This window comes from Crocosphaera sp. (assembly GCF_030064895.1).
In the GTDB taxonomy this organism is placed as follows: Bacteria; Cyanobacteriota; Cyanobacteriia; order Cyanobacteriales; family Microcystaceae; genus Crocosphaera.
In genome coordinates, this window is record NZ_JASJEB010000029.1 from 1 (window position 1) to 21123 (window position 21123).

Sequence of the window (21123 nt, forward strand, 5' to 3'; positions counted from 1 at the left end):
CTGGGAGACTGGGAGACTGGGAGACTGGGAGACTGGGAGACTGGGAGACTGGGAGACTGGGAGACTGGGAGACTGGGAGACTGGGAGACTGGGAGACTGGGAGACTGGGGAGTGTTGAAATTTTAATGTTTAATCTATGCAACTGAAAACTGCTGTCAGAAAATAGTACAATCGAAATAACAATTAACATTTGAGATACCGATGGCAGCTAACGTTGAAATTTACACTTGGAGTACCTGTCCCTTTTGCATTCGAGCGAAAGCTTTATTAGACAAAAAAGGCGTAGATTATATTGAATATTGTATCGATGGGGATGAAGACGCTAGGGATAAAATGGCTGAACGGGCCAACGGAAAACGCAGTTTACCGGAAATTTTCATCAACGATCGCCATGTTGGGGGTTGTAATGAATTATATGACCTAGAATTATCGGGGGAACTTGATGGCTTATTGGAGCAGTCAGTAGCGTAATGAAACTAGCTTTTATTATCGATCCCATCTCTAAACTTGATCCTGGCCACGATAGCACTGTGGCCATGATGGAAGCAGCACAGGTTTTGGGCCATGAAGTTTGGATCACAGAACTTCATCAACTCAGTGTAATTGAAGGGAAAGCTTGGGCTATTCTCTCTCAAGTTCAGTTGATTCCTGTTACTTTAAAAGAGGGAAAATGGCTTAGTGTTCCTGAATGGTATGAGTTATCTTCTCCGGAATTAAGGTGTCTAGAAGATATGGACGCTGTATTTATGAGAAAAGACCCGCCGGTTACTATTCGTTATCTGTATGCTACTTATATTTTAGAGTTAATTAATCCAGAAAAAACCCTGGTTATTAATTCTCCTCAAGGACTACGAGAAGCTAACGAGAAGATGTATACGTTACAATTCTACTCGGTGATGCCGGAAACTGTTGTTAGTCAAGATAAGAATATTATTCGTAAGTTTGTTGAGGAGAAAAAACAGGCAGTTCTTAAACCTTTGGGAGGGAAAGCAGGGGAAGGAATTTTATTTTTAGAACCTAACGATCACAATTTTAATTCTATTATTGAAGTGAGTACTCATCAAGGTCAAGAACCGGTGATGATTCAACGATTTTTACCGGAAGCAAAAAACGGAGATAAACGAATTATTCTCTTAGATGGGAAACCTATTGGGGCAGTTAATAGAGTTCCTACTGGTCAAGAATTTCGTGGTAATATGGCTGTTGGAGGACGGGTTGAAAAAGCAGAATTGACCCCTAGAGAAGAGAATATTTGTGAAGTTGTTGGCCCACAATTGAGTGAAAATGGCTTATATTTTGTGGGTATTGATGTTATTGGTGGTTATTTAACAGAGGTTAATGTTACCAGTCCTACAGGAATAAGAGAAATTGATCTTCTGGATGGCAAAAATTTAGGTCAAGAGGTAATTCAATGGTTAACTAAAGTTAGATTAAAAGGTTCATAAATTCTGAAATTTTTGTAATAACCAGCGACTAACTTCTGAGTGGTTGCTTTGTCTACTTTTGTGCAAAGCTTCTACTAAAATATTAATATCTAAATCAGGTAAAACTTGAGACTGGGTAATTCTTTTACTTCCTTTATCTTCTATTTTAAAAGCAATAATATTCACGTTTTTAACATCAACTATCCAGTATTCTTCTACCCCAAAATCTTCGTATAAAAGACGTTTTTCTCCTTTATCATCCGCAAGAGAAGTATTAGCAACTTCGATGACTAAATTAGGAGATGGATAGATATTTAAGTCAATAACACCAGTCCCATAGGGAATAACATCCACATTATTTCCTACATAAAAAGACAAGTCGGGTTGTGCTTCTTTGACTCCTATTTTACGGTAACTGCAACAATCTTTTGCATTTAAAGGAATATTGCATAAACTCGCATATAAATAGATAGCATGGGTAATGATAGCGTGATCACTTGCATGATCGTTTCCTAATGGTGACATTTCAATTCTTGCTTGTTGATTGTAATAATAAAACTTGGCTTTTTCGTAGGTTGAATCATCCCATAATTGTGAAAATTCATCCCAAGTTAAATTAATCCAAGCATCATTTATGATTTTGGTTTTTATTGTTACCATCGCTTAAAAAATGAGCTGCTGCTGTTAAAAATTTCAACTTATTTTATTGTACCAAATTTTGCCTGATACTGTTCCAATAATTCAGATAATTTTTCCTTTTATTTACGTTCTACTTCTAGTTTTTTGTCTAAATTTTTGATTTTTTCTTCGGGATTTCATATCTTTTTTCTTGGGAATCATATCAGTATAACCATTCTCTTTCAATCCCTTGACAGATTCATAAATCTTTACCTATTCCTATGTTTAATTCTGGTAACTAAACTATTTTCTCTTGAACTTCCTAACTACAAAAATGGGATGCTCCCTTTTTATATCCCATAAATTCCTGTTTTGAAGTATCAAAAATGGTTTCTCCATCGCTTGTGGTGAGGTTTCATAGGGATATTCGGATAATTCTGAGACGATTTTTCCAAGTCTCGTATTTAACCATTTATCTCCAAAATAAAGATATTTCAGTTTTTTTATTCACCCATGCTTTCATTTTTTTGTTTTCCCTTGATTATTCTATTCAAGCTAATTTTTAAAATCATTGACTTTTAAGGATTTTTTTCTTACACTTAGTGGGTAAATAATCTTTTCTTCTTTAACCTTATAGAAGATTTTAAGTAATATCTCTTTTTCTTCTATATTTTTTTAAAGTTGATGTTTGTTTATGTTATAAAAACAATGATCAAAAAATTATCAGCACAAATATTCACAGGATTAGTATCCCTCACTTTAATTATCAATCAAGCACCTAGCTTTGCCAACCCAAGTTCAGCAAAACAAAATAGTCCTAATCAATTATATGAAAAACCCAAAGCTGAATTGCCTGATGATTATTTTGCTGTTTACGTAATTGTAGATAGAATTGCTCGAGCTAACAGTTTAGATGATAAACCTTGGCGAATTGTAATTTCTCCCAGTAATGAAGTAAATGCTTATGCTTCTGATATTAATGTTCTCACTTTTAACAAAGGTTTGTTAAAACACATAGAAGGAGATTCTTCAGCCCTTGCCTGTGTAATTGGTCATGAAATGGGACACCATGTGGAACAACATCTCGGTTACGGACCAGCACTACAAAACGAAGCAGCACTAAACGAATTAAAAAAGGCAGAACAAGAAAAATTAATTGCCGAACAAGATGCTGAAATTCAAAATAAGTTAGCACAATTGGCAGCAGGAACAGGAACTGCTATTGGTGGAGAAGTCGGAGGGACTGCAGGTCAGCTAATACAAATAGGAGCAGCAATATTTGGGGGTACTGCTCAAACAAGTCAAGCAGAAATAGAAGAAATCAAGAGGAGAATTGATGCAGAAGCAGAAGAAAGATTCAAAAAAAGAGTAATAGAGATAAGCCACCAACATGAGTTTGAAGCTGACAAAAAAGGTTATCTCTATAGTGTTAAGGCGGGATTTGAATCCGATGGCTGCATTAATGTATTGAAAGTGTTAGGAAGAATGCCAGGTGCTCAAACACCTAGTAAGACTCATCCTACACCAGAAAAACGAATAGAAAAGATTCAAGAGTTAAAAGCTCAATATCCCCCTCAAACTCTCAAAACGGAAGGAGAAAAACTTCTCAATCAAAAGAATAATTCTCTTTTAAATTATGAGGTGTTTACTGAACAGTTACCCGACAATCTTAGTTATTCTGGATTAAAAGTATTTCCCATTACTGGGACAACCGAAGATGATTTGTGTAGGATTGTTGGTTGCTAAAGACACTAGAAAAAAATAAGATACCAAATTTGTAAGTTGATTTATCTAATAAGTAGTTGGACATAAGTAAGCAGTACTGTATTAACTTATGTTAAAAAGGCTATAACCTTTACCTGTTGCCTGTTACCTGTTGCCTGTTACCTTTTTTCACAGATGACTTTAAATTTGTCCAACCACTTAACTATAAATTCAATCTTAAAAATACGGAGAAATTATTTTTGGTTTGGGCCTAAGTTAAATCAAATAATCAACAATACTTGAACACTGTCAACTAATATAATCAAAAAAAAATGCAGAAACAAACACAAAATCTGATTATTATTGCTACCACATTTGTTACTTCATCATTAGTATTAATAAATCCTACTCAAGCTCAATCTGTGCAATTTGAATGTGCTGTCGATTCTGAAGGTACTCCCGTAACCTATGCACAAGCAAAAGGAAAAACTGTTCAAATTTTTCGATGGACTAGTAAGTATTTTGAGCCTCCCTATACCCCTGTTCAAAGATGTCAAGAGGTTGCTCAACGTCTGAATCAGTTTCAACCTCAAGTCCTAGTAGCAGGGCGAGTTAGAAACTATAATGTGATTTGTGCAGGAGAAAGTTGTGACCCCTCTGGTTCAAATATATTATTAACTTTAAAACCAAATCAAAATCCAGCTCAAACATTAGCAGAAATAGATAATACAAGAGATGGTGCAGGTGGTCCATCAAACCAACTTGGTGGTGGCAACGGGCAAAAAATAAAAAGAAGTAATTTAGTCACAACTAGCAATGGTTCAGTTGCTCTAAATTTAACTGGTCATATTCAGTCAGCACCAGGAGTTCCTCTAAGATTAGGTAATAGTTCTGAAAACAACAGTAATAATAATAGTTCAACTGAACAATTAACTATTCCTCCTAGTACAACAAGTCCTCCTAAACCTCCTACTTCTGATAGTGGTACGGTATGGTAGTCATTAATTAAATTATTTCGGGAGCAAATACACTCCCCCTATTTGATTAAATGCAAAACTAACAGTTTAATTTTTATGAAAAAACTTTCCACAACCTTGATATTTGGTTTGAGTTGTTTTATGGCAGGTGCTGTTACTCAATGGCTTTTGCCTGTGTTTAGTAACGAATTGAATATTGACTGTGAAGAAACTACTATACCTGAAGACAGTCTTCCATCGGACTCAGGTAATTTTCCTCAGCAAGAACAAACCATTAATAAAAATTCTCAAGACGAGAAAATTAAAGCCTATGCTAGAAGCATAACAGTTAAAGTTTTTTCTGGTGATAATTCAGGTTCAGGAGTTTTAATTAAAAGAGAAAATAATGTTTATCAAGTGGTCACCAATGACCATGTTTTAATTTTTGGCAGACAAAATCAATCCTACAAAATAAAAACTCCTAACGGTAAAGTTTATCCAGCTGAAGTAGTTAAATTAAATTTTGGCAGGTATGATTTGGGGGTTTTACAGTTTGTGAGTGAGGAAGATTATAAAATAGCTTCATTATCATCGATAAAAATCCCTGAGATTGGAGAAAAAGTTTATGCGGTGGGTTTTCCCTATGAAGCTGATTCATCAGTTGATGATGGTTTTGTTTTTACCACAGGGAAAGTCGATATGATTAGCGATTTATCTTTTCGGGGGGGATATCGCATTGGTTATAGCAATGATGTAGAAAAAGGGATGAGTGGAGGTGCTTTACTCAACGAAGAAATGCAAGTAATTGGTCTTAACGGCAGACATAAGTATCCTCTTTGGGGCAATCCCTATATTTTTGAAGATGGTACTGTTGCTTCTGTTGAGAAAAAAGAAGAAATGAGCAAATCTAGTTGGGCAATTCCTATCCAAACATTTTTAAATTTTGCTCCTGAATTTATAAGTGAAAAAAATACGAATATTAGTGAATTTAATTAATTCTAAAAATTGAAATTCTAATCAACCTTTTATGAAAAAATAGATATGTTTAAAATACTCATTTTAACTCTTTTGTCAATAATAACTCCACAACTTTCTTTATTACCAATAACTTGGGTTGCCAATGCCCAAAACATAAAGGAGCAAACTAAGCAACAAGAAAAAAGTAATAAAGTAGGTAAATTGATTCTTAAGTCTCAGCCTTCCTCCGATCCTAAAATAAAAGACGTTATCCAGAACATACAAAATATTATTAGCTACTTAAACAGTTCAGGTTTAGTTATAAGAGAAAATATTAATGTCTTTCTCGGAAATTGTAATCAAGGTGCTTATTGGTCTAGTGCACGTAAAGAGATCGGTCTTTGTTATGAATTCATCACCAAGTCATTTAACCGTTTTAAGGAATTGGGTTACTCGGATGATGAATCATTAAAAAACACAATTAACTTCTCCATTTTTGTCTTTTACCATGAGTTGGGTCATGGTTTGATTGACATTTTACCTTTAAATGCGGTGGGGCAAGAAGAAGACACTGTTGACGAATTTGCCTCTGTAATGATGTATAGGAAATATTCTCCTAATAAAGCGGCAGATATAATTTTATCTGCATCTGATTATTTTGCCTTTAGTACATCTCCTGCTTGGGGAGAACATAGTCCAGGGGATAGAAGATTATTTCATTTAACTTGTTTTGTATTTGGTAGTAATCCAGAAAGATATGCGGAAATATTTGAGAGAAGATTAATTGTTTTGAATAATGGAGTTAGACCTAAAGATGAAACAATACTTCGTAGAGCTCGCCTATGTCGAAATGCCTTTCTTCAGAAAACAGACCAATGGAATAGGTTATTACTACCCCATTATGCTACGGTTAATGATTCACAAACGAGTGGCAGTTCCCCGAATACTTCTACCCCAGGTGTATCTCGCAAAGATCCTGAGGATATATGGTAGGAAGAGAACTAATGAACGTTATATATCCCTCTTCTAAGAAACTTATCACTTTATATTTTAGGGGTTAACGGCCGTTAACACCTACTTTTTGAAGTTGGTATAAGATGGGAAAAATACCCACCTTATTTATAAATCAGAAATGAATCTTATTAGAGTTGTGGGATAATTAATCCTAAAGCTAATAAAATTCCACTAACAAAGTGAAGTCTAACTGCAATAAATTTACAATTACTAACTCGATCAGGTTGGTCATGATTTTTGTTAACATGACTGACTAATTGATAAGCAAGAGGAACACTCAAAAATGTGAGAAACGTCCAGAAAGAAAAGATACCCGATAAAGAAAATATAGGGATCAAAACAAAGAATAAAATAGTTGTTACCATTAACACTTGAGATCCTAGTTTCGTTCCTAAACGAACAATAGGAGACCGTTTTCCTGCTGCTAAATCATCTTTAACTTGATGAAAATGAGAACAAAAGAGGATAATAGAGGTACTAATTCCGATCAGGGTTCCAGTGGCTAAAATTGACCAAGAAAAATCCTGCGTTTGAGAATAATAAGCAGCAGCGATTGCCATTGGCCCAAAGGTGAAAAAACAAATAATTTCCCCTAACCCTTGATAACCTAAACGAAAAGGAGGCCCTTGATAACTGTAGCCTAAAAGACAACAAAGTAGTATAATAGCTAAAACTGTTATATCTTGTTGCCACCAAGCGATTAAAAGAATACCTAAAATTCCTAAGCTTAAAAACCCATTGGCTAACCAAAACATTAAGGGCTTATTTCCTGTTAAGTTAACAATAGAATGGGCTTTATTTTTATCAATTCCTGTATCAGCATCAAAGACATCATTGCTAATATTTAACCAAGCAATAATCAAAATAGCTGAGGTTAGGAAAGTACCAAAAATTTTGGGGTCAAATATTGTAGTTTGTGCAAAGGCCGTTGCAGTTCCTACAGTAATTGGTATAATAGCAACGCTATACATGGGGGGTTTGATGGCAGCAAGCCACAATTTTCCTTTTGATGGGGGCAAACTTGAGGTTGTGGTCATAAAATATCTATATAGGAATAATCTCTATGATATGATCCTCAAAAGAGGTGCAATCAAAGGTATGGACAATATTAAAGACATACCATCAATATCGGGCTAAAGTGAAACAAATTATAAATAACTTTACGATGTCTGTTGCTACACCAATCATTCCTGAGACTACGAATATCAGGTATGATCAAAATTATCTTGAAAAATTACTTTTATCCCATCAAGCAACTTTATATGGAGAAAATAAATCAATTATTGTCAGTTTATGCCAGATAATTCCTGATGTTGATCCCTTATCTATTTTAGCATTTTTAACTTCTGAAAAAATAAATAATTTCTCTCAAGATGAAATTTATTTTTATTGGGAAAATCAAAGCAAAACTGAAGCAATTTTAGGCTATGGTGTAACTGAGTCTTCTCAATCAAATATTAATAATAGATTTACACAATCACAACAATTTGTCAAAGATTGTTTTCAAAAAATAACTACAATTAATCAAGATAATTTATCTAATTCGTTTCCTCATATTTTTTGTGGATTTACCTTTTTTCCTGAAACAAATATAATAGAATTTCCCTTCCCCTCGGCTTTTGCTTTTTTACCAAAACTGGAAATTATAAAGCAAAAAAGAAAACATTTATTAATCTTCAATCTTTTAATAAATTCTCAAACTGATATAAAAATATTAGCGAATCAAACAATAGTTAATCTAAAGTCAATCACCCAAATTAAAGATTATCAGAATATTGATAAACCCCTCAAAAAACATATTAATTTGACGACTAATGATGAAATTGCTCAGGGTTTTCAATCATCGGTTGCCTCGGTTTTAGAATCAATTAAAGCTAAGCATTTTCAGAAATTAGTATTAGCTAATGCTTTAGATTTAAGCAGTTCTCAAAAGTTCTCGATTATTGATTGTTTAAAAAGATTAAGAGTCTATCATCCCGATTGTTATATTTTTGCTATTAATAATGGTAAAAATAATTGCTTCGTTGGTGCGAGTCCTGAACGTTTAATAAGCTTAAAAAATAATCAACTATTAACCGATGCTTTAGCTGGTTCTACTGCTAGAGGAAACACCAAAAAAGAAGATTATTATTTAGCTCAAAAACTCTTGAAAAGTAGTAAAGAAAGACGAGAGCATCAGGTCGTTATTGAATTTATTGTACAACGTTTAATTAATTTAGGATTAAGCCCACAAATTTCACCATTAAAAGTTTTAAAATTATCTAATATACAACACCTTTGGACTCCCATTTATACGAAATTAAGTCCTAATATTCATCCCTTGGAAGTGGTGGCTAAATTACATCCCACCCCTGCTGTTTCCGGTTTTCCCACAGACATCACTTGTCAAGAAATTAAACGCTACGAAAGTTTTGAAAGAGGGTTTTATGCTGCCCCTTTGGGTTGGATCGATTATAATGGGAATAGTGAGTTTATTGTCGGGATTCGTTCTGCTTTAATCTCGGGAAATCATGCTAGACTATATGCAGGAGCGGGAATTGTGGAAGGCTCCGAACCCGAAAAAGAGTTAGCAGAAATTCAGTTAAAATTCCAAGGATTACTCAAAGCTTTATCTTATTGCTAAAATATTATATATCCCGTGGTTAAAGATGGGGTTTAAATTTGAAAGAAGTTATCAAAATTTTAAACTCAATGTTATATTAGGCTTAATACTAACATCACAATATAACCCTCTATAACCTATGTTGATCGATAGAAATCTCTCTAAATATATCGTCTTCTCTGAAGATAGTATTCTTAACGCTTTAAAAAAGATTAGTGATAATAAAAGTCGCATCATCTTCTCTGTCACCGAATCAGGAGTTTTAGAAGGTGTATTAACAGATGGTGACTTGCGACGATGGTTAGTCGAACAAAATACCATCGATCTTAATCAAGCAGTTTTTCAGGTTAGTAATAAGCAGTTTAAATATGCTTCTTTTGAAGAAGATCCCGAAAAAATTAATAGTTATTTTTCTGAACAAATTGAATTTATTCCCCTTTTAGATGATAACGATCGCTTAGTTGCCATTGCCCGTAAACGTCCCGATGAAATTAAGATCGGTGACTTCATTATTAATAACGAGTCTCCTACTTTTATTATTGCAGAAATTGGTAACAATCATAACGGTAGTTTAGACTTAGCTAAAAAGTTAATTGATGAGGCGATCGCTGCTGGTGCAAATTGTGCTAAATTTCAACTTAGAAGCTTAAAATCACTTTATCATAATGCCGGCAATGCTGACGATGCTAGTGAAGATTTAGGGTCACAATATACCTTAGATTTATTGTCCCGTTTCCAACTTTCTGACGAAGAAATGTTAGAAGCTTTTGATTATTGTAAACAGAAAGGTATTTTACCATTATGTACTCCTTGGGACTTAAATAGTTTAAATATACTCGAAAATTATGGCATGGTTGGTTATAAAGTTGCCTCTGCTGACTTGACTAATCACGAATTATTAAAAGCCTTAGCAAAGACAGGAAAACCCTTAATTTGTTCTACAGGAATGTCCACTGAAGCAGAAATTAGTGAATCTTCTCAATTATTACAAAAACTTGGGGCAATGTATGTCTTATTACATTGTAACTCAACCTATCCTGCCCCTTTTAAAGATGTCAACTTAAACTATATTAGCCGCTTAAAAGAATTAGGGGATTGTCCTGTAGGATATTCTGGTCATGAAAGAGGGATTAATGTTGCGATCGCAGCCGTTTCTCAGGGTGCAAAAGTAATAGAAAAACACTTTACTTTAGACAAATCAATGGAAGGGAACGACCATAAAGTAAGCCTCTTACCCCAGGAATTTAAGGATATGGTTGAGGGGATAAGACAAGTAGAAGAAGCCCTGGGAACCTCATCAGAGAGGCAGCTAAGTCAAGGGGAATTAATGAATAGAGAAACCCTGGCCAAGAGTTTAATTATTAACTGCGATTTAGAACCAGGACAAGTGATAACCGAAGCAATGATCGAGGTTAAAAGTCCAGGAAAAGGTTTACAACCTAATCGTAAAAAAGAATTAATTGGTAAGACTGCTAAACGACCTTTTAAAGTGGGTGATTTTTTCTTCGCTAGTGACTTAGAAGAAGTCCAAATAACCGCCAAAAAATATCAATTTGGTCGCCCTTGGGGTTTACCGGTTCGTTATCATGATTTTACTAAACTATTTATAAAATCTAACCCAAATTTATTAGAGTTTCATCTCAGTTATAAAGATTTAGAACAGGATATTGAGCAATATTTTGCTAACCCTTATGATCTCGATTATGTAGTACATAGTCCCGAATTATTTGCAGGAGATCATGTTTTAGATTTATGTTCGTTAGACGAGGAATATCGTCAGCATTCCATCCAAGAATTACAAAGAGTTATTGATATCACACTGCAACTAAAACCTTACTTTAAAAAAGCCTCGCTCCCTTTAATTGTAACTAATATTGGAGGGTTTACCTTAGATGAACCATTACCCATTACCCAACGGCAAAAATATTATGATTTACTATTAGATAGTTTATCAAAACTAGACCAAGAAGGCGTTGAAATTATACCCCAAACTATGCCACCCTTTCCCTGGCATTTTGGAGGGCAAAGATATCATAATCTATTTGTCGATCCTCAAGATATTGCTGAGTTTTGTTCTCAGCATAATTATCGAGTTTGTTTAGATACATCTCACTCAAAATTAGCTTGTAATCATCATCATTTATCCTTTAAAGAATTCATCGAACAAGTAGGTCCTTATACAGCACATTTACACATAGCAGATGCACAAGGATTAGACGGTGAAGGATTACAAATAGAAGACGGAGATGTTGACTTTCCGGCCTTAGCAGAAGACCTCAAGAAAACTGCACCAAATGCTTCTTTTATTCCTGAAATTTGGCAAGGACATAAGAACGAAGGAGAAGGGTTTTGGATAGCATTAGAACGATTAGAAACCTTTTTTTAGTACATTATCTTAAGGTGGGTTAGACGACTATAAAAAATAGTCGTAACTCACCATTTTAGATGAGAAAATTTCTGATTCTATTAAAAGTATAGCAATAGTTTTTCAGTTGTGAGAAAATAAGCTTTCTGGGTTTAACACTATTAAACCCCTACAAGGGCGCATTTGTCGGGACATAATGCTATTATGTCCTGACATATTCTTACTTCTCACATATCATTACTGATTACTATACTTAAGGTTTATGCTAGACTAGAATGGCATAGTTAACTTTACTAAATAAGTTTAAATAAGCAAATGTTAGGCAACTTTCAACAAAGTCAATTACGGATTGCAGTTCCTGGAAATCATGATCTGATTCGGGATAGTTTATTAAACAGTAATCACTTAAAAAAATGGTTAATCCCTCAAACTTTATCTGCTGATATTCCCGATACATTAACCACAGGTTCAAAGTTTACCAGTTCTCTCGGATTAGTTACTATTGAACATTATGTTGAGATTGCTGATGATAATTGTTTAAGGATGATTTTAAAACAGGGAATCGATGGTTATCATGAATGGTTATGGGGTGACGGTTGGGTACAATCTCGTTTAGAAGGAATTTCTTTATTGCCTCTTAATTTAGGTCAAACTTTCAGCTTATTAAAATTACGATTGTTTCTCATGAGTCAGACAAAAGATGAAGAATCAAGTGAAAGTAAAACTGTATAAGTCAGATGAAAGATCAAGGAAATGAAGACAAAAATGGCAAACTAAAAATATTTGGTGGGCAATAATTTAGGATTTATTCTTGTTTGATATAACTTATAGATTTGCTCACCCTATGGTCTAAAATTGAAGAATGAATATGGACAAAAGAGATTGACAAAAATTAACATTTTTTTGATTGACAAATAAGTATTAATATGATTACAATTATCTAGATTAAGTTTTAATTTTAGTTAAAGATATGCTAAAAATAAGCAAAATATTGGTCGGGATTTCTTTGTGTCTTTTAATCACTTTCTTTGGGGGAAACTGGGATAGTTTATCATTATTTGCTCAAGCAGAAGAAATGAGTTATGATTGTAATCTTCCTGAAGAGATTGCTATCACTTTTTTAGAAGGTGAATGTAGAGAAAAGACCTTAGAAGAACCAGAGACTTTCTATCGCTACTATACATTAAATGATGATGGAACAGAGAAATATAAATTTGGCAGATATTTAACCACAGATAAATTTGATAATAATGGAGAGGTTATTATTAAATTAGCATTAGATCAATGCTGGGGAAATAAAGCTAATCTCATTGAAACTGTAACGTTACCAGAAGGAACAACAGTTTATCAAGGAATTACTGGATCCCAAAACCCTCCCGAATGTTATCCTGGAGGGGGACAACAAACCTTTATTGTTGACTCTAGAGATACCGATATTATGTGGTCGCAAGGGGAAAAAATTGAGGAAACATATTCTAAATGTGAAACATCCTTAAAATGTACTGAGTGAATAATGGCGCAATGAAAATCCAATAGAGATGTTTAATTATGGTGCATCTCTATTTTCTTAAAAGTTTAGATGAATCAACAATAAAATGAAAAATAATCAACTTGAATTTATAAAACTTATTGATAATGCTCTAGAAATTGCTAATGAAATGCAGTTACAAGAAATAACAAATCAAGAAATGTTAGATAATTTACTAAACAAATTAACAATCATAAAAAACCAAGTTATTAACGATAATTTATCTACATCTCAAAAAGGTGCAACTTTAGGATTATCTCGTCAAGTTTCTGACTGGGTAGAATCTTTAGAGTCTCCTTTATTAACAGCCGTTAGTAAAATAGATAAGTATTATCAACAAAAATATTAGGTTAAATAATGAATAATTACCTCACTAAAAGTACCCCCATAATGGGAGCATCCCATTTTTGCCAAAAACTTATTCTTGGAGTTTGACAGGGAGAGGGGGAGATGGGGAGACGGGGGGAAATTAATCAGATCAACTATTATCAATCAAGGACAATTTGCAACTTTGGGATGCTCCCCCCATAATCAATTTAAGATCATGGGGGAAAGTATCAATACAACCATTACCAAGGGGTTGACTAACTAAAGACTTTTTTCGTCAATTACCTTATCAATCAGGCCATATTCTTTAGCTTCTTCAGCAGACAGAAAATAATCTCTGTCTGTATCTTTTTCAATTTTTTCGAGAGATTGTCCGCATTTATCTGCTAAAATTTGATTCAATTGGGCGCGAATACGCAGAATTTCATTAGCTTCGATTTCAATATCCGTCGCTTGTCTTCTTCCGGTTCCTCCCATAGGTTGGTGAATCATAATTCTAGCGTGGGGTAAAGCCAAACGCTTTCCAGGGGTTCCTGCGGCCAATAAAAATGACCCCATAGAAGCGGCTAAACCAACACAGATGGTAATGACCTCAGACTTAATGTACTGCATGGTATCATAAATAGCCATACCAGCAGTCACCGAACCTCCAGGGGAGTTGATGTAGAGATAAATGGGTTTGTTAGGATCTTCCGAATCAAGATATAACAGTAAAGCAACAATACGGTTAGCGATACCATCGCTTACTTCTTGACCGAGGAAAATAATTCTTTCTTGGCCTAAACGAGTATAGATATCAATCCATCGTTCGTATTGACTACCAGGAAGACGATAAGGAACACTAGGAACACCAATAGGCATAAGCTTAACTCAAAGTAACAGTAAACAAAGTGAGTTCGGAGTTAGGGGTTCGGAGTTCGGAGTTAAATGGTTTTTTACGAGAATATAATCTTTATCACCAACTACTTTATCTCACTCCCAACTTACTGCGAACTCGGGATAAAAAGTGATTAACCAACAGGACTTAAGGCTTTAGGAAGTTCTTTTGTACTTTCTAAGACGCGATCGATTAACCCATATTCTTTCGCTTTTTCTGGGGTTAAATAGAAAGTGCGATCGATATCTTTGGCAATTTTTTCGGCGGTTTGTCCGGTATTTTGGGACAATATTGTTAACATAGTCTGCTTATTTTGCAGAACCTCTTTGGCGCGAATTTGAATATCCGTTGCTTGACCTTGCGCGCCGGAACGGTTTTGATTGAGGACGATGGTAGCATGGGGAAGACTAGCACGACAGCCTTTTGTACCGGCAGATAAGATCATGGCTGCCGTTCCCATAGCTTGACCAATACAAATGGTATGAATGGGAGGCTTAACGTAATTCATGGTATCACAGATGGCAAAAGCTTCCGTTTCAAAACCAATCGCATCTCCTGTGTACCAAGATGTCCCTGTAGAGTTGATGTAAAAGAAAATAGGTTTTTCAGGGTTATCGAACTGTAAATACAGCAATTGAGCGATAATCAGTTGAGTAACGTCAATGCCAACTTGTTGTTTTAGTTCATCCGAAGAAAACAGAGGTAATCCTAAATAGATAATACGCTCTTTTAGTAATAAGGACTCTAAATCTGGTGGGGGAGTACGAAAATTAGTATCTCCGTAATAACCAGCTTGAACAGCTTTTATCTCCATTGGTCGGTTGTTTTGGCTAGATGGATGTTGAGCAATAATCACTCTGATTTTGATTTTAACGAATTATTGGGAGTATTCCCGAAAAAAAAGCTGCTCAATGATCTAATTTTGTGATCATGAGCAGAGATGTTAGAGACGGAAAAACTTGATTTTGAGGAATATTTAGGGGAAAGGAGTCAATATCACCTAATTTGTACGGTTTTTAGGAAAAATCAATCCTTGAGTTATCAGCTTAAGCATCATGGGTTATTCTGAAACGGTAGCATGATGAATATGAGTCATTAAAGAGGTTTGGCGCATTCGGGTTAACAACTCATGCACAATAGCTTTACGAGTTTCCGGATCTAACACATCTTGATTATACTCAAAAGGAAGATTAACCATTAATTCTACTTCTGTATTCTCAGGTAAGTCGCACGGACTGTTAGGGATAAATGCACCGTTACTATAAGTCGCTTTTACTTTCTTTAACATGATTCTATATTCAGTAGGACTTTATGATGAGTTTTGGCTCTTAATAATTCTTCTGAGTTTATGTTTATCCAAGAAACCCTAGAAAAAATGCTTTATTGCCTTTGCTCTTAACTTAATTTTCATTTATTTGACTCAATGACGCAATAATAAAAGTCACTTGTCAGATGTGATAAGTCTCACTTTAAGCTATTTTTCAAGAGTGCCAAGCTTGATAAAATTCAGGATAGGTTAAAGTTTGGAAACATCTTCTTTTTTGTATGATTCTTCTGCAATTCCAATTTTATCTAACCATTTTGATGTTATATAATTCTTGAGATTGTTGATATTATCTGGAGAAATCCAAATAGGGATGCCTAAATTTTCATCTAATTCCAGTCAGCGATCGCTTGTAATAGTGTTGTTTTTCCTGCACCTGGTTCCGCAATTAGTGCGACTTGTTCCCCCTTAGTTTTTCCTTCTCCTTTTTGTAAAATTTGCTGTAAAAAAGCTTCATATTCAATTGTTGTTATACCAATACATGGAAATCGAGATTTATCCATAGGAACACTAAAAGGTATTCTTAAAGATGCAGGATTAAATGAAAATGATATTTGAGAGAAAGTAAATTTCTTTGAACTAACTATAAAAATCCCCCCCAACCTAACCAAAGTTGAGGGGAAAAAGGATAACAAGACAGTAACCTTAATAAGCGTCTTGTAACTCGTAAAAATCAGGGGAAACATAATCCTTCCGTAAAGGCCAACCCACCCAATCTTCCGGCATCAAAATGCGTTTAAGATCGGGGTGGCCATCGTAGATAATGCCATACATATCATAACTTTCCCTCTCTTGCCAATCTGCTGCTTTCCAGATCCAATAAACAGAAGGAACATGGGGGTTATCTCTGGGTACAAACACCTTGAGACGCACTTCTTCGGGTTTGTCGCAGTTATCGCTAACTTTGACTAAATGATAGAAGCTAACCAACTCTTTCCCGGGTCCTAGATCATAAGCACCTTGACATTGTAAATAATTAAACCCGTAGGCGTACAATGCAGTAGAAAGAGGGATCAAAAAGTCAGGAGAAACCTTAATTAACTCGATCCCTAAATGATCCGGTTCGAGGAGATCGTGAGCAAAACCATTTTCCGTTAACCAACTAGAAACTGGGCCTGCTTCGACAATGGCCGCTTCCTCAGTTGGGGTTTCTGGGGTATTTTCATCAACCATATTAAGCTTTCTCCTTCTGTTTTTGCGATAATAAAGCAGGGGGAACTTCCATCCCGATTGCCTCGGTCAATTCTTTGGGAGGAGCTTGACGGGTAGGTGTAGCTAAATATTTTCCGGTCAAGATGGGAGAAACCGCTTTCATTTTATGGGGGGTGCTATAGTAACGATGAGTTTGTTCCATTACTGTAGCCCGTTCCTGGATAGTTTCGTTAGAGACTTTTTTGCGCAGCTTGATAATAGCGTCAAAAATGGCTTCGGGACGGGGAGGACAACCGGGGATATAGACATCTACAGGAATTAATTTATCCACTCCACGCACTGCTGTTGTGGAGTCGCTGCTAAACATTCCCCCGGTAATGGTACAAGCACCCATAGCGATGACGTACTTAGGATCGGGCATTTCTTCATAAAGACGGACTAAAGCAGGAGCCATCTTCATAGTAATCGTCCCCGCAGTGATGATTAAATCGGCTTGTCGGGGGCTAGAACGAGGAACTAGACCAAAACGATCAAAATCGAAACGAGAACCGATCAGAGCGGCAAATTCTATGAAACAACAAGCGGTTCCATATAATAACGGCCATAAACTAGATAATCTCGCCCAGTTGTGGAGATCATCTACAGTGGTTAAGATAATATTTTCTGACAAATCTTGAGTAACTTGACTACGAGCAGCAGGGTTAAGAATTTTTTCTTTTTGCAACTGCTCGAAGACGGATAGATCGGAGGTTGGGTTCGGACTCATAAATGATTAATAATGGATCGATAAACTACAATTGTCGATTAAGATCCCGTTGTTAACGACGGGGTTTAAAATAATTGCTAAGTTTTATGACCATTCTAACGCACCCTTACGCCAGGCATAAACAAGGGCAACTACTAGAATAGCGATAAAGATCAAAGCTTCGACAAAGGCCAGTAAACCTAAACGATTAAAGGCAACGGCCCAGGGATAAAGAAAGACGGTTTCTACGTCAAATACCACAAATACCAGGGCAAACATATAATAACGGATATTGAATTGAATCCAAGCTCCCCCGATGGGTTCCATTCCTGACTCGTAGGTGGTGCGTCTTTCGGGGCCACCACCACTGGGCCGTAAGATTTTTGATGCAGTTAGGGCGAGAATAGGGATTAAACTACAGGCGAGTAGAAAACCCAATACATATTCATAACCATTGAGGACAAACACTATTTTTGATTAACTCCTCTCAATATGCTAAATGTTCCTAATCTCTATTAAACACTAAAGTCCGAAAAAATGACCCTAAAGGATATAATTTTTTTGCAATCATATTTCATAGTTTCTCAGTCAATCAGTTATCAGTTATTAGTTACCAGTTACCAGTTACCAGGTTTTAATATTCTAAACTCTAAGTTCTCCATAGTCTTGAATATCTCTCCAAATGTCAGGAATTATATCATTTAATGAATGATCACTATCGAGTTCTATTAATTTAACCCATTTTCTGTTTTGAGCATAATTATAACTTGATTTAATGGGAATAACTTCATCATTTTTACCATGAAAAATCAAAGTAGGTACGGGACGCTTTAAAACGGTTTCATCATAGTTCTTTCCATCAATAATAAATTGGTAACTTAAGAGTGATTCTTGTTTGTATCCATAATGATAAATAGATAATTCTCCTTGACTTTTCCAAGTATTTAGAGTAGCTTTATCTAAGCTTTCTAACCAATGACTAAAAAAATAAAAAGCAGGTGCTAACAAAATTATTCCCTTGACTTTTTCCTGCTTTTCTGCTGCGAAAGCTGAAACTAATGCGCCCAAACTTGAGCCGACTAAAACAACAGAATTAGGAGTATTTTCGATATAGCTTGATATTTGTTCAATTTGTCGAGTTAAAGTTAAATTATAAAAATCATTTTGATTCAAATCAGGAATTATTAAAGAGATATTTTTACTAGCAAAAAGCTTTTTAAATTTTTGTGCTTTAAGAGATTGGGAACTAGAGGCAAATCCATGTAAGTAAATATAGTTTAATTGATTGTTTAACATTATTTTGAAATTGTCATACAACTTGATGTCCACTGGCTGCTCAACAGCAGACTGGGGTGTGTTTTCTGGATGTTTAATCCCTAACCCTTCCCAGGAGGGGAGCAGGAGGGAAGAAGGAAGAAGGAAGATTTTGAGTAAAACTAAAGCAAGCGCACCTGGGTTAGATGTGGGTTAAAATCCCCATATATATCGACCTCCTGCCTCCTTTTAAGGAACTAATCGGAGTTTACCGTAGACATAATTTAAACTCACAAGAGAAAAAGGAGAGCTTACGCCCTCCTTTTTTGGTAGTCAAAAAAACTGAAAAATCTTAGACTAAGTAACATAAGGCCAATTTTTGCAAACCTACCTCACCAACAGATTCTATGACCGACGTTCCTGTTTCTCGCATTCGTAACTTTTGTATCATTGCTCATATTGATCATGGTAAGTCAACCCTTGCCGATCGCATGTTACAAATGACCGAAACCGTTGCGCAACGGCAAATGAAAGAGCAATTCCTCGATAACATGGATTTGGAACGGGAAAGAGGAATTACCATCAAATTACAAGCAGCTAGGATGAATTATCGCTCAAAAGATGGGGAAGATTACGTTCTCAACCTCATTGATACTCCTGGCCACGTGGACTTTTCCTACGAAGTGTCCCGTTCCTTAGCCGCTTGCGAAGGGGCGTTATTAGTGGTAGATTCCTCCCAAGGTGTAGAAGCGCAAACCCTGGCTAATGTTTATCTGGCCTTGGAAAATAACCTAGAAATTATCCCTATTTTAAATAAAATCGATTTACCCGGATCTGAACCGGAACGGGTGGCCAGCGAAATAGAAGAAGTGGTAGGGTTAGATTGCAGTGATATCATTAAAGCTTCGGCCAAAGCAGGGATAGGGGTTGACGAAATTTTAGAATCTATTGTCCATTTGGTTCCCCCTCCTGATGATACGGTGGAAAAACCTTTACGGGCCTTGATTTTTGATAGTTATTACGATCCCTATCGGGGTGTGATCGTTTATTTTCGCATCATGGATGGAACTCTAAACACAGGCGATCGCATTCGTTTAATGGCCTCTGGAAAGGAATACGAAATTGACGAGTTAGGGGTATTATCTCCCGAGCAAATACAGGTAGATTCCCTTCATGCAGGAGAGGTAGGTTATCTGGCCGCAGCGATCAAAACTGTAGAAGATGCGCGGGTTGGGGACACTATTACTCTCGCAGAAGAAAAGGCCGAAGAACCTTTACCTGGTTATACGGAAGCTAAACCCATGGTATTTTGTGGTTTATTTCCCACTGACTCCGATCAATACGAAGATTTAAGAGAAGCTTTAAACCGCCTTAAACTCAACGATGCAGCCCTTTCTTACGAACCAGAAACCTCTAGCGCGATGGGGTTTGGTTTCCGGTGTGGTTTCTTGGGTTTACTGCACATGGAAATTGTTCAAGAACGTTTAGAACGGGAATATGATTTAGATTTAATTACCACGGCCCCTTCTGTAATTTATCGTGTCACCAACCTTGATGGGGAAGTAATGGAAATCGATAATCCTAGTTTACTTCCCCCACCCCAAGAACGGGAAAAAATAGAAGAACCCTATATTGAGGTGGAAATGATCACCCCTGAAACTTATGTGGGGACTTTGATGGAGTTGTGTCAAAGTCGTCGCGGTGTGTTTAAGGATATGCGTTACTTTACTCTATCGAGAACTGCTTTGATCTATGAGTTGCCTTTAGCTGAGGTGGTAACGGACTTTTTTGACCAATTAAAGTCGAGATCCAGGGGTTACGCTAGTATGGAGTATCAATTGATTGGTTATCGGGCAAATCCTTTGGTTAAACTGGATCTTCTGGTGAATGGGGATGGTGTGGATGCTTTGGCCATGATCGTTCACCGTGATAAAGCTTATTATGTTGGTCGCGCTTTGACAGAGAAGTTAAAAGAGTTGATTCCTCGTCATCAGTTTAAGGTTCCTATTCAAGCTGCAATCGGTGCTAAAGTTATTGCTAGTGAACATATCCCTGCTTTGCGTAAGGATGTTTTAGCTAAGTGTTACGGGGGGGATATTTCTCGTAAGAAAAAACTACTGCAAAAGCAAGCTAAAGGGAAAAAACGTATGAAAGCGATCGGTACGGTTGATGTTCCTCAAGAAGCTTTTATGGCAGTGTTGAAATTGGAACCTCAATAATTTTAAAGTTTATTAGGACGATTCAAAACCCCAGGTTCAGCATAGCAACCTGGGGTC

The 21123-nt window shown here is 35.9% G+C and carries 22 protein-coding genes and 1 pseudogene; 13 read left to right on the plus strand and 10 right to left on the minus strand.

Features of this window, described 5'->3' with window-relative positions; genetic code table 11:
- Nucleotides 1-201 precede the first annotated feature (201 nt).
- Both grxC and gshB read left to right on the plus strand, forming a co-directional pair.
- Nucleotides 202-471, plus strand: coding sequence for a glutaredoxin 3 (gene grxC, locus QNJ66_RS09725; RefSeq protein ID WP_300505772.1), 270 nt, complete (start codon nucleotides 202-204; stop codon nucleotides 469-471).
- The gene (gene gshB / locus QNJ66_RS09730; RefSeq protein WP_300505774.1) at nucleotides 471-1445 is read left to right on the plus strand and encodes a glutathione synthase; all 975 of its coding nucleotides are present in this window, start codon (nucleotides 471-473) and stop codon (nucleotides 1443-1445) included. Before grxC ends, gshB begins: the two co-directional genes overlap by 1 nt.
- Here gshB and QNJ66_RS09735 read toward each other — a convergent pair.
- Entirely contained in the window at nucleotides 1440-2084 is a 645-nt protein-coding gene (locus QNJ66_RS09735) for a Uma2 family endonuclease (protein ID WP_300505776.1), read from the minus strand. The genes gshB and QNJ66_RS09735 overlap by 6 nt on opposite strands.
- A 666-nt stretch (nucleotides 2085-2750) precedes the next feature.
- Here QNJ66_RS09735 and QNJ66_RS09740 point away from each other — a divergent pair.
- From QNJ66_RS09740 to QNJ66_RS09755, 4 genes are all read left to right on the plus strand, one after another.
- Nucleotides 2751-3788, plus strand: coding sequence for a M48 family metallopeptidase (locus QNJ66_RS09740; protein WP_300505779.1), 1038 nt, complete (start codon nucleotides 2751-2753; stop codon nucleotides 3786-3788).
- A gap of 290 nt (nucleotides 3789-4078) precedes the next feature.
- Nucleotides 4079-4744, plus strand: a complete 666-nt coding sequence (locus QNJ66_RS09745; protein WP_300505781.1) for a COP23 domain-containing protein — start codon at nucleotides 4079-4081, stop codon at nucleotides 4742-4744.
- 75 nt (nucleotides 4745-4819) lie between these two features.
- Nucleotides 4820-5698 carry a serine protease gene (locus QNJ66_RS09750; RefSeq protein WP_300505784.1) on the plus strand — a complete coding sequence of 293 codons (879 nt, stop codon included), beginning with the start codon at nucleotides 4820-4822 and terminating at the stop codon, nucleotides 5696-5698.
- Nucleotides 5699-5743: 45 nt separating this feature from the next.
- Complete coding sequence (locus QNJ66_RS09755; protein ID WP_300505788.1) at nucleotides 5744-6652, plus strand: DUF4344 domain-containing metallopeptidase; 909 nt, start codon at nucleotides 5744-5746, stop codon at nucleotides 6650-6652.
- A gap of 149 nt (nucleotides 6653-6801) precedes the next feature.
- Here the strand turns inward: QNJ66_RS09755 and menA are convergent, their stop codons facing one another.
- On the minus strand, nucleotides 6802-7710 hold the full coding sequence (gene menA / locus QNJ66_RS09760) for a 2-carboxy-1,4-naphthoquinone phytyltransferase (protein ID WP_300505791.1): 909 nt from the start codon (nucleotides 7708-7710) through the stop codon (nucleotides 6802-6804).
- Nucleotides 7711-7838: 128 nt separating this feature from the next.
- On the opposite strand from menA, the gene QNJ66_RS09765 reads away from it, so the two are divergent.
- The 5 genes from QNJ66_RS09765 to QNJ66_RS09785 all read left to right on the plus strand — a co-directional run bounded on the left by QNJ66_RS09765 (nucleotide 7839) and on the right by QNJ66_RS09785 (nucleotide 13517).
- Nucleotides 7839-9296, plus strand: coding sequence for an isochorismate synthase (locus tag QNJ66_RS09765; protein ID WP_300505919.1), 1458 nt, complete (start codon nucleotides 7839-7841; stop codon nucleotides 9294-9296).
- Nucleotides 9297-9414: 118 nt separating this feature from the next.
- On the plus strand, nucleotides 9415-11661 hold the full coding sequence (locus tag QNJ66_RS09770; protein ID WP_300505793.1) for an N-acetylneuraminate synthase family protein: 2247 nt from the start codon (nucleotides 9415-9417) through the stop codon (nucleotides 11659-11661).
- 294 nt (nucleotides 11662-11955) lie between these two features.
- Nucleotides 11956-12372 carry a hypothetical protein gene (locus QNJ66_RS09775; RefSeq protein ID WP_300505796.1) on the plus strand — a complete coding sequence of 139 codons (417 nt, stop codon included), beginning with the start codon at nucleotides 11956-11958 and terminating at the stop codon, nucleotides 12370-12372.
- Between the two features lie 238 nt (nucleotides 12373-12610).
- On the plus strand, nucleotides 12611-13150 hold the full coding sequence (locus tag QNJ66_RS09780; protein WP_300505798.1) for a hypothetical protein: 540 nt from the start codon (nucleotides 12611-12613) through the stop codon (nucleotides 13148-13150).
- A gap of 85 nt (nucleotides 13151-13235) precedes the next feature.
- Complete coding sequence (locus QNJ66_RS09785; protein ID WP_300505801.1) at nucleotides 13236-13517, plus strand: hypothetical protein; 282 nt, start codon at nucleotides 13236-13238, stop codon at nucleotides 13515-13517.
- Nucleotides 13518-13756: 239 nt separating this feature from the next.
- On the opposite strand, the gene QNJ66_RS09790 is transcribed toward QNJ66_RS09785, so the two are convergent.
- From QNJ66_RS09790 to QNJ66_RS09805, 4 genes are all read right to left on the minus strand, one after another.
- Nucleotides 13757-14356: an ATP-dependent Clp protease proteolytic subunit gene (locus QNJ66_RS09790; RefSeq protein ID WP_300505804.1), complete on the minus strand. Its 600-nt coding sequence runs from the start codon at nucleotides 14354-14356 to the stop codon at nucleotides 13757-13759.
- 149 nt (nucleotides 14357-14505) lie between these two features.
- Nucleotides 14506-15186 carry an ATP-dependent Clp protease proteolytic subunit gene (locus QNJ66_RS09795; protein ID WP_300505921.1) on the minus strand — a complete coding sequence of 227 codons (681 nt, stop codon included), beginning with the start codon at nucleotides 15184-15186 and terminating at the stop codon, nucleotides 14506-14508.
- Between the two features lie 246 nt (nucleotides 15187-15432).
- Nucleotides 15433-15660: an antitoxin family protein gene (locus QNJ66_RS09800; protein ID WP_300505806.1), complete on the minus strand. Its 228-nt coding sequence runs from the start codon at nucleotides 15658-15660 to the stop codon at nucleotides 15433-15435.
- A gap of 365 nt (nucleotides 15661-16025) precedes the next feature.
- Complete coding sequence (locus tag QNJ66_RS09805; protein WP_300505809.1) at nucleotides 16026-16199, minus strand: hypothetical protein; 174 nt, start codon at nucleotides 16197-16199, stop codon at nucleotides 16026-16028.
- Between QNJ66_RS09805 and QNJ66_RS09810 the strand changes: the two are divergent.
- Nucleotides 16156-16254, plus strand: a pseudogene (locus QNJ66_RS09810) (type II toxin-antitoxin system HicA family toxin); the annotation flags it as partial. The gene QNJ66_RS09805 and the pseudogene QNJ66_RS09810 overlap by 44 nt on opposite strands.
- Before the next feature lie 87 nt (nucleotides 16255-16341).
- Here the strand turns inward: QNJ66_RS09810 and QNJ66_RS09815 are convergent.
- The 4 genes from QNJ66_RS09815 to QNJ66_RS09830 form a co-directional block, all read right to left on the minus strand.
- On the minus strand, nucleotides 16342-16869 hold the full coding sequence (locus QNJ66_RS09815; RefSeq protein WP_300505812.1) for an NAD(P)H-quinone oxidoreductase subunit J: 528 nt from the start codon (nucleotides 16867-16869) through the stop codon (nucleotides 16342-16344).
- A 1-nt stretch (nucleotide 16870) separates the two neighbouring features.
- Nucleotides 16871-17614 (minus strand): photosynthetic/respiratory NAD(P)H-quinone oxidoreductase subunit K, encoded by a 744-nt coding sequence (ndhK, locus tag QNJ66_RS09820; RefSeq protein WP_300505814.1) that lies wholly within the window; start codon nucleotides 17612-17614, stop codon nucleotides 16871-16873.
- Between the two features lie 84 nt (nucleotides 17615-17698).
- On the minus strand, nucleotides 17699-18061 hold the full coding sequence (gene ndhC, locus QNJ66_RS09825) for a photosynthetic/respiratory NAD(P)H-quinone oxidoreductase subunit C (protein WP_300505816.1): 363 nt from the start codon (nucleotides 18059-18061) through the stop codon (nucleotides 17699-17701).
- 174 nt (nucleotides 18062-18235) lie between these two features.
- A complete protein-coding gene (locus QNJ66_RS09830; protein ID WP_300505818.1) occupies nucleotides 18236-18889 on the minus strand; it encodes a YqiA/YcfP family alpha/beta fold hydrolase in 654 nt (217 codons plus the stop codon).
- Between the two features lie 365 nt (nucleotides 18890-19254).
- Between QNJ66_RS09830 and lepA the strand changes: the two genes are divergently transcribed.
- On the plus strand, nucleotides 19255-21066 hold the full coding sequence (lepA, locus tag QNJ66_RS09835) for a translation elongation factor 4 (protein ID WP_300505821.1): 1812 nt from the start codon (nucleotides 19255-19257) through the stop codon (nucleotides 21064-21066).
- Nucleotides 21067-21123 lie beyond the last annotated feature (57 nt).

What these genes read in the sequence shown, in the direction of transcription:
- grxC (WP_300505772.1), top strand. Translation starts at nt 202, where the DNA reads ATGGCAGCTAACGTTGAAATTTACACTTGGAGTACCTGTCCCTTTTGC.
- gshB (WP_300505774.1), top strand. Translation starts at nt 471, where the DNA reads ATGAAACTAGCTTTTATTATCGATCCCATCTCTAAACTTGATCCTGGC.
- QNJ66_RS09735 (WP_300505776.1), bottom strand. Translation starts at nt 2,084, where the DNA reads ATGGTAACAATAAAAACCAAAATCATAAATGATGCTTGGATTAATTTA.
- QNJ66_RS09740 (WP_300505779.1), top strand. Translation starts at nt 2,751, where the DNA reads ATGATCAAAAAATTATCAGCACAAATATTCACAGGATTAGTATCCCTC.
- QNJ66_RS09745 (WP_300505781.1), top strand. Translation starts at nt 4,079, where the DNA reads ATGCAGAAACAAACACAAAATCTGATTATTATTGCTACCACATTTGTT.
- QNJ66_RS09750 (WP_300505784.1), top strand. Translation starts at nt 4,820, where the DNA reads ATGAAAAAACTTTCCACAACCTTGATATTTGGTTTGAGTTGTTTTATG.
- QNJ66_RS09755 (WP_300505788.1), top strand. Translation starts at nt 5,744, where the DNA reads ATGTTTAAAATACTCATTTTAACTCTTTTGTCAATAATAACTCCACAA.
- menA (WP_300505791.1), bottom strand. Translation starts at nt 7,710, where the DNA reads ATGACCACAACCTCAAGTTTGCCCCCATCAAAAGGAAAATTGTGGCTT.
- QNJ66_RS09765 (WP_300505919.1), top strand. Translation starts at nt 7,839, where the DNA reads ATGTCTGTTGCTACACCAATCATTCCTGAGACTACGAATATCAGGTAT.
- QNJ66_RS09770 (WP_300505793.1), top strand. Translation starts at nt 9,415, where the DNA reads ATGTTGATCGATAGAAATCTCTCTAAATATATCGTCTTCTCTGAAGAT.
- QNJ66_RS09775 (WP_300505796.1), top strand. Translation starts at nt 11,956, where the DNA reads ATGTTAGGCAACTTTCAACAAAGTCAATTACGGATTGCAGTTCCTGGA.
- QNJ66_RS09780 (WP_300505798.1), top strand. Translation starts at nt 12,611, where the DNA reads ATGCTAAAAATAAGCAAAATATTGGTCGGGATTTCTTTGTGTCTTTTA.
- QNJ66_RS09785 (WP_300505801.1), top strand. Translation starts at nt 13,236, where the DNA reads ATGAAAAATAATCAACTTGAATTTATAAAACTTATTGATAATGCTCTA.
- QNJ66_RS09790 (WP_300505804.1), bottom strand. Translation starts at nt 14,356, where the DNA reads ATGCCTATTGGTGTTCCTAGTGTTCCTTATCGTCTTCCTGGTAGTCAA.
- QNJ66_RS09795 (WP_300505921.1), bottom strand. Translation starts at nt 15,186, where the DNA reads ATGGAGATAAAAGCTGTTCAAGCTGGTTATTACGGAGATACTAATTTT.
- QNJ66_RS09800 (WP_300505806.1), bottom strand. Translation starts at nt 15,660, where the DNA reads ATGTTAAAGAAAGTAAAAGCGACTTATAGTAACGGTGCATTTATCCCT.
- QNJ66_RS09805 (WP_300505809.1), bottom strand. Translation starts at nt 16,199, where the DNA reads ATGGATAAATCTCGATTTCCATGTATTGGTATAACAACAATTGAATAT.
- QNJ66_RS09815 (WP_300505812.1), bottom strand. Translation starts at nt 16,869, where the DNA reads ATGGTTGATGAAAATACCCCAGAAACCCCAACTGAGGAAGCGGCCATT.
- ndhK (WP_300505814.1), bottom strand. Translation starts at nt 17,614, where the DNA reads ATGAGTCCGAACCCAACCTCCGATCTATCCGTCTTCGAGCAGTTGCAA.
- QNJ66_RS09830 (WP_300505818.1), bottom strand. Translation starts at nt 18,889, where the DNA reads ATGTTAAACAATCAATTAAACTATATTTACTTACATGGATTTGCCTCT.
- lepA (WP_300505821.1), top strand. Translation starts at nt 19,255, where the DNA reads ATGACCGACGTTCCTGTTTCTCGCATTCGTAACTTTTGTATCATTGCT.